At 67.7% G+C, this 12,367-nt stretch carries 8 protein-coding genes; 4 read left to right on the top strand and 4 right to left on the bottom strand.

Annotated features, from left to right (window positions below):
* Window positions 1–44: 44 nt before the first annotated feature.
* Window positions 45–2,555: an alpha/beta hydrolase family protein gene (locus tag ARC78_RS08335; RefSeq protein ID WP_057506080.1), complete on the top strand. Its 2,511-nt coding sequence runs from the start codon at window positions 45–47 to the stop codon at window positions 2,553–2,555.
* A 177-nt stretch (window positions 2,556–2,732) separates the two neighbouring features.
* A complete protein-coding gene (ppc, locus tag ARC78_RS08330) occupies window positions 2,733–5,444 on the top strand; it encodes a phosphoenolpyruvate carboxylase (RefSeq protein ID WP_057506079.1) in 2,712 nt (903 codons plus the stop codon).
* A gap of 52 nt (window positions 5,445–5,496) precedes the next feature.
* Here ppc and ARC78_RS08325 read toward each other — a convergent pair whose 3' ends face one another.
* The 3 genes from ARC78_RS08325 to metK all read right to left on the bottom strand — a co-directional run bounded on the left by ARC78_RS08325 (window position 5,497) and on the right by metK (window position 9,264).
* Window positions 5,497–6,015, bottom strand: a complete 519-nt coding sequence (locus ARC78_RS08325; RefSeq protein WP_054660875.1) for an acyl-CoA thioesterase — start codon at window positions 6,013–6,015, stop codon at window positions 5,497–5,499.
* A gap of 327 nt (window positions 6,016–6,342) precedes the next feature.
* Entirely contained in the window at window positions 6,343–7,941 is a 1,599-nt protein-coding gene (locus ARC78_RS08320) for an SDR family NAD(P)-dependent oxidoreductase (protein ID WP_425478334.1), read from the bottom strand.
* 87 nt (window positions 7,942–8,028) lie between these two features.
* On the bottom strand, window positions 8,029–9,264 hold the full coding sequence (gene metK, locus ARC78_RS08315) for a methionine adenosyltransferase (RefSeq protein ID WP_054659091.1): 1,236 nt from the start codon (window positions 9,262–9,264) through the stop codon (window positions 8,029–8,031).
* A gap of 152 nt (window positions 9,265–9,416) precedes the next feature.
* On the opposite strand from metK, the gene ARC78_RS08310 reads away from it, so the two are divergent.
* On the top strand, window positions 9,417–10,490 hold the full coding sequence (locus tag ARC78_RS08310; protein WP_054659093.1) for a metal-dependent hydrolase: 1,074 nt from the start codon (window positions 9,417–9,419) through the stop codon (window positions 10,488–10,490).
* A 140-nt stretch (window positions 10,491–10,630) separates the two neighbouring features.
* The gene (locus tag ARC78_RS08305; protein ID WP_054659095.1) at window positions 10,631–11,230 is read left to right on the top strand and encodes a nitroreductase family protein; all 600 of its coding nucleotides are present in this window, start codon (window positions 10,631–10,633) and stop codon (window positions 11,228–11,230) included.
* Between the two features lie 123 nt (window positions 11,231–11,353).
* On the opposite strand, the gene dusB is transcribed toward ARC78_RS08305, so the two are convergent.
* Window positions 11,354–12,352: a tRNA dihydrouridine synthase DusB gene (gene dusB / locus ARC78_RS08300; RefSeq protein ID WP_057506078.1), complete on the bottom strand. Its 999-nt coding sequence runs from the start codon at window positions 12,350–12,352 to the stop codon at window positions 11,354–11,356.
* Window positions 12,353–12,367: the final 15 nt, after the last annotated feature.

Here is a 12,367-nt window from a genome sequence, read left to right as displayed (position 1 = left end):
GAGATTGTTAAGTTGTCTGATCGCCTCTGTTGTTAAGGATTGTCATGACCAAATCCCCCGCCCGCCGCGCCAAGCGCGCTTCGGCTGTGCTGGTGCTGTGCGCCGGCCTGCTGCTCTCGGTACCGCCGGTAATGGCGTTGGCCCCTCCGCCGGCGCAGAAGGCCACCCAGGGCGAGGGCTACCGGCTCCCGTCGGCCGCCTTGCAGGCGGTGGTGGATGCCCCGCGTGCGCCGACCCTGAGCCTGTCGCCCAGGCGCGATCTGGCGGCGATGCTGCAGACCCCGCCGTTGCCGTCCATCGCCCAGGTGGCGGCCCCGGAGCTGAAGCTGGCCGGGCTGCGGATCAATCCGAAGACGGTGTCTGACAGCCGCTTCTCGTTCGGCAGCAAGCTGTGGCTGATCTCCACCGTGGACGGCGCCGAGCGCCAGATCAGTGGTCTGCCGCAGCCGCTGTCGGTGGCCTCGCTGGCGTGGTCGCCGGACCAGAAGTATCTGGCGTTCAACCAGGTCGATCCGGCCAGCGGTGCCAACGAGCTGTGGCTGGTGGATGTCGGCACGGCCAGCGCGCGCCGGGTGGCGCAGGATCTGAACAGCATCGTCGGCAACGGCTATGCGTGGTTGCCGGGTGGCACGGAACTGCTGGTGATGCAGCGTCCGGCCGGGCGCGGCGCGCCGCCGGCCAGTGATGGCGTTCCGACCGGCCCGGCGGTGCAGCAGACCGAGGCCGGGCAGGGCGTGCGCTCGGTGCGCACCTACCAGGACCTGCTCAAGAACGAGGACGACGCGCGCCTGTTCGAGTATTACCTGCAGGCGCAGCCGACGCGGGTGGCGATCAACGGCCAGGCCACCCCGGTCGGCGCGGTGGGCATCTATCTGGGCCTGGCGGCCTCGCCGGACGGCAACTACCTGCTCAGCCAGCGGGTGCAGCGGCCGTTCTCCTATGCGGTGCCGGTGAGCCGGTTCCCGCGCAACATCGAAGTGCTCGATGCGCAGGGCAAGCTGGTGCATACCGTGGCGCGGCTGCCACTGGTCGATGGCCTGCCCACCGGCAATGACGCGGTGCCCACCGGCGTGCGCTCGATCAGCTGGCGCGCCGATGCGGCGGCCACGCTGGTGTGGGCCGAGGCGCAGGACGGCGGTGATCCGTCGCGTGACACGGCGATCCGCGATGCGGTGCTGATGCAGGCCGCGCCGTTCGACAAGCCGCCGGTGACGCTGGCGCAGCTGGGCTCGCGCTATGCCGGTATCACCTGGGGCCGTGGCGACCTGGCATTGCTGGACGAATCGTGGTGGAAGACCCGCCAGGTCAAGCAGTGGAAGATCGCCCCGGACCATCCCGAACAGGCCCCGGTGCTGCTGTCGGCGCGTTCGGACGATGACCGCTATGGCGATCCGGGCGAGCCGGTGCTGCAGGCCGATGCGGCCGGCCGCTCGCGGCTGCAGCTCAGCGCCGATGGCAACAGTTTCTACCGCATCGGTGCCGGCGCCTCGGCCGAGGGCGATCGCCCGTTCCTGGACAAGGTGGACCTGCATAGCGGCAAGGCCGAGCGTCTGTTCCACTCGCAGGCGCCGTACTACGAGATGCCGCTGGCGCTGATCGACGGTGAAAGCCCGCGTGTGCTGAGCTACCGCGAATCCAACGACGTGCCGGCCAACCTGTTCGCCCGTGGCCTGGACGCCGATGCCACGCCGCGGCAGCTGACCCGCTTCGCGCACCCGCTGCCGGCCCTGCGGGGGGTGAAGAAGGAGCAGATCCGCTACCAGCGCAACGACGGGGTGGCACTGACCGGCGACCTGCTGCTGCCGCCGGGCTACGACCCGAAGAAGGATGGCCCGCGGCCGCTGCTGATGTGGGCCTACCCGGCCGAGTTCAAATCGGCTGAGGACGCCAGCCAGGTCACCGGCTCGCCGCACCGCTTCAACGCGGTCAGCTACTGGGGGCCGCAGGCGTTCCTGGCCAAGGGCTACGTGGTGCTCAGCGCACCGACCATGCCGATCATCGGCGAGGGCGATGCCGAACCCAACGACACCTATATCGAGCAGCTGGTCGCCAGCGCGCAGGCGGCGGTGGACGAGGTGGTCAAACGCGGTGTCGCCGATCGCGAACGCATCGCTGTCGGTGGGCATTCCTATGGCGCGTTCATGACCGCCAATCTGCTCGCGCACACGCGCCTGTTCAAGGCCGGTATCGCTCGCTCGGGCGCCTACAACCGTACGCTGACCCCGTTCGGTTTCCAAGCCGAAGAGCGCAACTACTGGCAGGCGCAGGAGGTGTATCTGAAGATGTCGCCGTTCAACTACGCGCAACAGATCAAGGACCCGATCCTGTTCATCCATGGGGCCGAGGACAACAACTCCGGCACCTTCCCGCTGCAGAGCGAGCGCATGTTCGCCGCGGTGAAGGGGCTGGGTGGCACCTCGCGGCTGGTGATGCTGCCCAACGAATCGCACGCCTACCGCGCGCGCGAATCGATCATGACCATGCTGGCGGAAAGCGAGGAGTTGCTGGACAAGTGGCTGGCCGCGCCGGCCAGTACCGGTGGCAAGAAACGCTGACGTTCCAGCGACAGGGTATGTCCACAACGGGGCGCTTGCGCCCCGTTGTGCTGTCTGCCGGGACAGTGGCTGGACAAGGTGCAGATGCAACTGTTTCAGCCATGATGCACTGCAAAAACCGGTGATTTTTTGGGGTAGGCTTGGGGCGTTTCCGCTCTCAAGGCTCCACGTCCCAGGATGAACGAGTACCGCAGCAGCGTTGTCTTCGCCACCCCCGATCTGCCGTTGCGCGACGATGTGCGCCGCCTCGGTGCCCTGGTCGGCGACCTTCTGTCCGAGCAGGTATCGCCGGACTTTCTTGATGAAGTGGAAGCGGTGCGCACGGCGGCGATCGCGCGTCGTGAAAGCCAGGGCCCGCTGGCAACACTGAGCACGCAGCTGGAGGGCCGCGCACCGCGCGAGGCCGAGGCGCTGGTACGTGCGTTCAGTACCTACTTCCAGGTGGTGAACATCGCCGAGCGCGTACACCGCATCCGCCGCCGCCGCGACTACCAGCGTGCCGGCACCAAGCGTCCGCAGCCCGATGGCCTGCACGATGCGCTGCTGCAGCTCAAGGCGCAGGGCGTGTCGCTGGAGGAGCTGGCGCAGTGGTTGCCGCGGATCGATATCGAGCCGGTGTTCACCGCGCATCCGACCGAGGCGGTGCGCCGCGCGCTGCTGGAAAAAGAACAGCTGATGGTGGCCGCGCTGGTGGACAACCTCGATGGCCAGCGCACGCCCGGCGAGCAGGCCGCCGATGCCGCGCGCTTCCGCATGGCGCTGACCGCCTCGTGGCAGACCGCCGATTCCTCGCCGGTGCGGCCGAGCGTGGATGACGAGCGCGAGCATGTCGGCTTCTATCTCACCCGGGTGTTGTACCGGGTGATGCCGGTGTTCTACGAATCCCTGGAACAGGCGCTGCTGGACACCTGGGGCCGCACGGTGCCGCTGCCGCGGCTGGTGCGCTTCGGCACCTGGGTCGGCGGCGATATGGACGGCAATCCCAATGTGGATGCGACCACCATCACCGCCACCTTGAACGCGCAGCGCAGCGCCGTGCTCGGCCTGTATCTGAAGGACATGCTGGCGCTGGCCAGCCTGCTCAGCCAGTCCACCGACTTGGTCGGCGTCAGCGCCGACGTGCTGGCCCGTGTCGAGCAGTACCGCCAGCTGCTGCCGCAGGTGCAGTCGCGCCCGCGCCATGCCGACATGCCGTACCGGCTGCTCAACGACCGCATGCGGGCGCGGCTGCAGGCCACGCTGGAAGATGCACCCGGCGCCTATGCGTCGCCGGCGGAATTTGCCGCCGACCTGCAGCTGATCCTGGATAGTCTGGAGGCCAACAAGGGCAAGCACGCCGGCTGGTTCTCGGTGCGCCGGCTGCTGTGGCGGGTGCGCACCTTCGGCTTCCATCTGGCTCGGCTGGATGTGCGCCAGGAATCGAGCGTGCATGCGCGCGCGCTGGCCGACGTGCTCGGTGGTCAAGACCGTTTCGATGCGCTGGACGATGCCGCGCGCGCGGCGCTGCTCTCGCCGTATGCGGCTGGCAGTGCCTCACTGGAGCGCGGCGGTGATGAGGCCGGGCAGCGTCTGGACAAGGTGTTCGCCGCGCTGGCCGATGCGCGCCGTCGCCATGGCGCCGATGCGCTGGGCAGCTACATCATCTCCATGGCGCACGACCGCGGCGACGTGCTGGCGGTGCTGGCACTGGCCCGGCGCGGCGGTCTGGTCGATGCGGAAGATGCGGTGCCGCTGGATATCGCGCCGCTGTTCGAGACCGTGGACGATCTGCAGCGCGGGACCGCGACACTGCGCGACCTGCTGGCCGATCCGGTCTATCGCGCCCATCTGGCCGCACGTGATGACGTGCAGATGGTGATGCTGGGCTATTCGGACAGCGGCAAGGACGGCGGCATCGCCGCCTCGCGCTGGGGCCTGCAACAGGCACAGGTGGACCTGCTCGAAGCGGCCGCCGCCTACGGCGTGAAGCTGACTTTCTTCCACGGCCGTGGGGGTTCGATCAGCCGCGGCGGCACCAGGACCACGCATGCGGTCAACGCCTCGCCCCGCGGCAGCATCGATGGCCGCCTGCGGGTGACCGAGCAGGGCGAGGTGATCCATCGCAAGTACGGCATCCGCGCGCTGGCGCTGCGTTCGCTGGAGCAGTCGGCCGGCGCGGTGCTGCGCGCCAGCCTGCGCCCGCGTGCGGCCGAACCGCGCGAGGCGCAGTGGATCCCGGTGATGGAGACCGTCGCGGCTGAAAGTTCGCGCGCCTACCGCGCCTTCGTTGGCGATGCGCGCTTCATGGACTACTTCCGCAATGCGACGCCGATCGATGTGATCGAGCGGATGACGCTGGGCTCGCGGCCGTCGCGGCGGCTGGGCCAGGACGCGGCGCTGTCCAACCTGCGCGCGATTCCGTGGGTGTTCGCCTGGAGCCAGGCGCGCGCGGTGATTCCCGGCTGGTTCGGCGTGGGCAGCGGGCTGCAGGCCGCCGCTGATGCCGGCCATGAGGAGCGGCTGCGCGAGATGGCGCACGACTGGCCGTTCTTCGAGACCTTCCTCGATGACATGGCGATGGTGCTGAGCAAGGGTGATATCCATATCGCCGAGCAGTTCTCGCAGCTGGCCGGGCCGCTGCACGGGCACTTCTTCCCGCTGATCCGCGAGGAGCTGGCGTTGACCGCGCACTGGGTCAAGCGCCTGAGCGGACAGCAGGAACTGCTCGAGCACGATCCGCGGCTGGCCCTGTCGATCCGCCTGCGCAATCCCTACATCGACCCGATCAGCGCCTTGCAGGTGGATCTGCTCAGGCGCTGGCGCGAGAGCGGGCGCGAGGACGAGGCGCTGTTGCGCGCGCTGGTGGCCTGCGTCAACGGCGTTTCGCAGGGCGTGCAGAACACCGGCTGATCGATCGCCGGAAGGCGCCGGCCGGGCGGCAGTTCCGGCCGGCGTTCCGGTTTTACGCGTCCACCGCCAGATCGGCGGCGCCGGACGGATTGTGTTTGAGCAGCTCCAGGTGGCGCTGTTCCATCTCCTGGCGCAGCTGGCGGCGGAGCTGTGCGGCGGCGAAGCGACGCTTCTCGTCACTGGTTTGCACCTGCAGCGGCGGTACCGGCGTCGGCCGGCCCTGGTCATCGACCGCCACCATCGTGAAGAAGCAGCTGTTGGCATGGCGCACGCTGGCCTTGCGGATGTCCTCGGCCACCACCTTGATGCCCACCTCCATCGACGAGGTGCCGGTGTAGTTCACCGAGGCCAGGAAGGTCACCAGTTCGCCGACGGCAATGGGCTGGCGGAACGTCACCTGGTCCACCGACAGGGTGACCACGTAGTTGCCGGCATAGCGGCTGGCGCAGGCATAGGCGACCTGGTCGAGCAGGCGCAATACCGCGCCGCCGTGCACCTTGCCGGAGAAGTTGGCCATCTCCGGGGTCATCAGCACGGTCATCGACAACTGGTGGGAGGTGGGTTCGGACATGGTGGGCACCGCGACGACAGGGCCCGCAGGCTACTCCACCCGGGCGCGGGACGGGTAATCCGGCGCGGAAAGAGGGCGGTGTCACTGCCCCTGTCCCGACGCAGCGGCCACCGTCACTGGAAGTGGCGGCGCACCCCGTGGAAGCCCCCGGCGTGGCGAACCGCAGCGGGTCCCGCCGGTCCAGCATGCCGCCCGGGCCTTCGATCCTCTGTCTCCGGTGCCTGGCGTCGAGGCTGCGCTTGAGCGCCGACCCGCCAGGGACGCCGCGCTGCACGATCCGCAGCGACCGCGTGCCCGACGGCCATTGCCGGTGGCGCCGGCGGCCGCTTACCAGTGCGTGGGCTGGTAGTCCTTCAGGAACTGGCCCCACACGTGCTCGCCGGTGTTGAAGCCGTGGATGATCGGGTCGACGATGCGCGCGGCGCCATCGACGATATCCAGCGGCGGATGGAAGCGCTCCTCGGCGGTCTTGCGGGTGGCCAGCTCGATCGGATCCTCGTCGGTCACCCAGCCGGTATCCACGCTGTTCATATGGATGCCGTCGCCGTGGTAATCGGCCGCCGCGGTGCGCGTCATCATGTTCAACGCGGCCTTGGCCATGTTGGTATGCGGATGCTTGGTGGTCTTGAAGTTGCGGTAGAACTGGCCTTCCATCGCCGAGACGTTGACGATGTGCTTGTCGCGATTGGGCGTGCGCAGCATCAGCGGCTTCAGCCGCGCATTGAGGATGAACGGCGCCACTGCGTTGACCAGCTGGGTTTCCAGCAGTTCCACCGCCGGGACCTCGTGCATCTGCAGGCGCCAGGAGTTGCGTCCGCGCAGATCGACCTGCTGCAGGTCCTTGTCCAGCCGGCCTTCCGGGAACAGGTGCTTCTGGCCCAGCAGTTCCTCGGCCAGCAAGGGCACCTGCGACAGCGCCGGTGCGTGGGTCAGCCCCGGGGCGTCGGACAGGCCGTGCAGCGCGGCCGAGCTCAGGGCGGTGGCTTCGGGCAGCAGGTCGTGGCTGCGCAGCCCTTCGAAATTGCCCAGCAGCTTGCGCACGTGTTCGGGCGTCTGCGCCATGCTGGCGGTTTCGGCCTCCATCATGTGCGCGTAGAACTCCGGCGGGCGGCGCACGGTCTGGCAGGCGTTGTTGATGATGAAATCCAGCCGCGAATACTTGCCGGCCACTTCACTGCAGAACGCTTCCACGCTGGGGGTATGGCGCAGATCCAGCCCGAACACCTCCAGGCGATGGCCCCACACCGCGAAATCCGGTTCCTGCGCATAGCGGGCGGCCGAATCGCGCGGGAACCGGGTGGTGACGATCAGGTGCGCGCCGGCACGCAGCAGCTTCAGACCCGCCTGGAAGCCGATCTTGACCCGGCCACCGGTGAGCAGCGCCACGCGCCCGCCCAGATCGGCCAGCTCGGTGCGCTTGGCGAAATTGAAGTCCGCGCAGCGTGTGCACATCTGGTCGTAGAAGTGGTGCAGCCGCGTGTACTTCTGCTTGCACACATAGCAGTGGCGCAGCTCCGGGGATTCCAGCGGCTCGCGCTCGGGCTCGCGCGGATCGTGCGCCAGCCGGTTCTGCTGGTCGAAATTCTGCGGCGGGAAATAGTTTGGCGTGCTGAACACCGGTTTGCTGCGCAGGGTGCGGATGCCGGTCTGTTCCAGCAGGGCATCGGCCTTGCGCAATTTCTCGGCATGCTGCGCGCGCTGTTCGAGCTTGGCCTTCTGGCGACGGAACTTCGGCGCCGGGTTGGCGATGCTGGCCACGGCCTTGTACAGCCGCGCGCGCTGCTCGGCCGGCCATGCATCAAGCACGGTACGGTCCTCGGCGACGGTTTCCAGCACAGCCAGCAGTCCGTCCGTGTCGGGAACGGCGCTATCGCTGGCGGGCGGCAGCGTGGTCGGCGGGTGGTGCGGGTCGGTGCATTCGCTCACGGGGGGATCCTGTACGGCAGTTCAGTTGCGGGCCAAAAAAACGGGCCGCTTGCGCGGCCCGTTCCGGTCACTGGCAGTGCCAGTTTATTACTTCAGCTTGGCGGCCTTGCGCAGCGCCTCGGCGCGGTCGGTCTTCTCCCAGGAGAAGGCGGTCGCGGTCTGGCTCTTGCCCTCGCCATCGACGTAGCTGAATTCCTTCGGCTTGCGCCCGAAGTGGCCGTAGGCGGCGGTCTGCTGGTACATCGGGTGGATCAGATCCAGCATCTTGATGATGCCGTACGGACGCAGGTCGAAGTGCGCACGGATCAGCTTCTCGATCTGCGCGTCGGCGATCTTGCCGGTGCCGAAGGTGGTGACCGAGATCGAAGTCGGCTCGGCCACGCCGATGGCGTAGGAGACCTGCACTTCGCACTTGTCCGCCAGGCCGGCAGCCACGACGTTCTTGGCCACGTAGCGGGCGGCGTAGGCGGCCGAACGGTCAACCTTGGACGGATCCTTGCCCGAGAACGCACCGCCACCGTGACGGGCCATGCCGCCGTAGGTGTCGACGATGATCTTGCGGCCGGTCAGGCCGCAATCACCCACCGGGCCGCCGATGACGAAGATGCCGGTCGGGTTGATGTGGATCTTGTTCTTCGGCAGCGCGTCCAGCCACGCCTTGGGCAGCACCGGCTTGAGGATGTGCTCGCGCACGGCCTCGATCAGGTCCTTCTGCTTCACGCCCGGGTCGTGCTGGGTGGACAGCACCACCGCGTCCAGGCCTTCGATCTTGCCGTTGTCGCCATAGCGCAGGGTGACCTGGCTCTTGGCGTCCGGGCGCAGCCACGGCAGCGGCGAGTTCTTCTTGTTGCGGACCTTGGCCTGCTGCTCGACCAGACGGTGCGAGTAGTAGATCGGGGCCGGCATGAATTCCGGCGCCTCGTTGCAGGCATAGCCGAACATCAGGCCCTGGTCGCCGGCGCCCTGTTCTTCCGGCTTCTTGGTCTTCTTGCCCGAACCGTCCACGCCGGCGGCGATGTCCGGCGACTGCTTGCCGAGCATGTTGATGATCGCGCAGGTGTGGCCGTCGAAGCCGACGTCGGAATTGTTGTAGCCGATGTCGTTGATGACCTTGCGGGTCAGTTCTTCGATATCGACCCACGCCGAGGTGGTGACTTCGCCGGCGACGATGGCCGCACCGGTCTTGACCATGGTTTCGCAGGCCACGCGGGCGCGCTTGTCCTGGGTCAGGATTGCGTCCAGCACCGCGTCGGAGATCTGGTCGGCAATCTTGTCCGGATGGCCTTCGGAGACCGATTCGGAGGTGAACAGGTAGCTGGACATCGAGGCAATATCCCTTGATTCGGATGGAGAGATGGGCGCGCATGATACACGGCATGCCCGCCCTGTGCATTGTGCGGGGTGTGATGTTGCCGGTGGTTAAGCCAGCGTGTCCGGGAGAATGATAGGCCGTGACCGGCTGCTAGGATCGGCACATGGATTCGCTCAGTCAGATCGTTCTCGGCGGCGCTGTCGCTGCCTCTCTCGCGCCCGCCGGCCATCGCCGCGCGGCCTTGTTGGCCGGTGCCGCACTGGGCACCTTGCCCGACCTCGATGGTCTGTTCATCGCGGCGTTCACCGACAATCCGGTCACATTGATGACGGTCCACCGCAGTTTCAGCCATTCGCTGCTGGTGCTGCCACTGCTGGGCACGCTGATCTGGTGGTTGTACCGCCGTTTCGGCCAGGGCCGGGTGGCCGTCGCCCCGGTGCGCTGGTGGTGGGCGATCGTGCTGGCGCTGGTCACCCATCCGCTGCTGGATGCCTTCACCGTCTACGGCACCCAGTTGTGGTGGCCGCTGACGCCGGCACCGGCGATGTGGTCGAGCGTGTTCATCATCGATCCGCTGTACACCGTGTGGCTGCTGCTGGCCTGCGTGATCGCCTGGTTCGCGCAGGTGCGGCCGCTGGCACAGCGGGCACTGGTGGCGGGGGTGCTGCTCAGCACCGGTTATCTGGGCTGGTCGCTGGTGGCCAAGGCGCAGGTGGACCGGGCCGCAGATCAGGCGCTGGCGGCGATAGGTCTCGCCGATGCGCCCAGGTTCTCGGTACCGATGCCGTTCAACACCCTGCTGTGGCGGGTGGTGGCGATGACCCCAGGCGGCTATGTGGTCGGTGACCGCTCGCTGTGGGCCGACCACGGGCCGATGCAGTTCAGCGGTTACCCCTCCAACGTGCAGGCTTTGCGCCAGGCCGGCGAGGTGCCGGCGGTGCAGCGCCTGAACTGGTTCAACCGCGGCTTCATGCGCGCGCAGGTGCAGGGCGGGGAGCTGGTGCTCAGCGATCTGCGCATGGGCCTGGAGCCGGACTACAACTTCACGTTCGCCGTGGCCCGGATTGATGGGGAGGACTGGCAGGCGATCGCGCCACGCCAGCTCAGGCCCGTCTACCGGGAGCAGGGCGGGCGTGCGCTGCTGAAACAGCGACTGGGCGAGGCGTGGCAGCGGATCTGGACGGCTCCACCGGTGGCGGAAGCGGCTGGCCCCGGGGTGGCGGAGCGTGTCAGGTAGCCACTCACTGGCTCGCGTTCTGAATTTGAAACAAATTATGCCTTTCAGGGTGATTGTTCTGATTTTGCTGGCAAATAAAATGGGGGCCATCAAGCAGGAATCGGCGATGGTGCCGGTCCGCTTCTCCCAAGGAACCGACCATGAACAGCCAAGCCATCTCCCTGTACAAGAAGCGCCGCTCGCAATACGCCCTCGGCAAGACCCTGCCGATGAGCCAGAACGACACCGCCAGCCTGATCAAGCACGCCGTGCGTGAAGCGCCGTCGGCGTTCAATGCGCAGTCGGCGCGGGCGGTGATCCTGTTCGGTGCCGAAAGCCAGAAGTTCTGGGACCTGACCCGGGACGAGCTGCGCAAGATCGTGCCGGCCGAGGCCTTCGAGGGCACCAGCAACAAGATCGACAGCTTCGCCGCCGGTGCCGGTACCGTGCTGTTCTTCGTCGACAGCGACGTGGTCAAGGGCCTGCAGGCGCAGTACCCGCTGTATGCCGAGAACTTCCCGATCTGGGGCGAGCAGTCCAACGGCATGGCCCAGTTCGCGGTGTGGACCGCGCTGGCCGACGCCGGTATCGGCGCCAGCCTGCAGCACTACAACCCGCTGGTGAACGAGGCGGTGCGCGAGCACTGGGGCATTCCGGCCAGCTGGACCCTGCGTGCGCAGATGCCGTTCGGCTCCCATGAAGCCGCGTTCGGCGAGAAGAGCTATATCGAGGACGAAGCCCGCTTCAAGGTGTTCGGCTGATCGACCGCAGCGCGTTTCTCTCCCCCGCGCGCTGATGTCCCTGCCGGAAGCCCGCCAGTCCTGCTGGCGGGCTTTTTCATGGGTGAACCTCTGGCGCCCCGCGCTGACGTGGTCTGCGCCGGATCAGGCCGCTGGCGACAGGGCCGGCCGCTCGCCGGCAATCAGCGCGTCGAAATAGTCGCCGGTCAGGCGCAGCTGTGCATCGGCGGTCTCGGCGGCGTTGACCACCGCGCGGAAGGCCGTGTTCTCCGGGCGGTCCCTGGCATACCAGCCCAGATGCTTGCGGGCGATGCGCACGCCCTGTTGTTCGCCATAGAAAGCATGCAGGTCGGTGAGATGCCCCAGCAGGATGCCGCGGACCTCGGTCAATGAGGGCGGCGGCAGCTCCTGGCCGGTGGCCAGGTAGTGGGCGATCTCGCGGAAGATCCACGGCCGGCCCTGCGCGGCGCGGCCAACCATCACCGCATCGGCGCCTGTGTGTTTGAGCACCTGCTCGGCCTTGCGCGGCGAATCCACATCGCCATTGGCCAGCACCGGGATGTCCAGCATCGCCTTGATCGCGGCGATGGTGTCGTACTCGGCCGTGCCGATGTAGTGCTGGTCGCGGGTGCGGCCGTGGATGGCCAGCGCTTTGATGCCGCTGTCCTGCGCGATGCGGGCGATGGCCGGGGCGTTGCGCACCTGCGCGCACCAGCCGGTGCGGATCTTCAGCGTCACCGGCACGTCCACCGCGGCCACCACCGCTTGCAGGATGCGCGCCACCAGCGCCTCGTCGCGCATCAGCGCCGAGCCGGCCCAGGCGTTGCAGACCTTCTTGGCCGGGCAGCCCATGTTGATGTCGATGATCTGCGCGCCGTGGTCGACGTTGTAGCGTGCCGCCTCGGCCAGCTGCGCAGGCTCGGTACCGGCGATCTGCACGCTGATCGGCGCCGGTTCACCGGCGTGGTCCATGCGGTGGATCGACTTGCGGGTGGTCCAGAAGCGCGGATCGGAGATGGTCATCTCCGAGGCGGCCAGGCCCGCGCCCAGGCGCTTGCACAGCTGCCGGAACGGCTTGTCGGTGACGCCGGCCATGGGCGCGAGCACCACGTTCGGTGCGATGGTGTAGGGGCCAATCTGCATGGGGCTATTGTAGGG

This window comes from Stenotrophomonas pictorum JCM 9942 (assembly GCF_001431585.1).
Taxonomy (GTDB): domain Bacteria; phylum Pseudomonadota; class Gammaproteobacteria; order Xanthomonadales; family Xanthomonadaceae; genus Stenotrophomonas; species Stenotrophomonas pictorum.
This window is presented reverse-complemented; position numbering and strand designations above follow the sequence as displayed.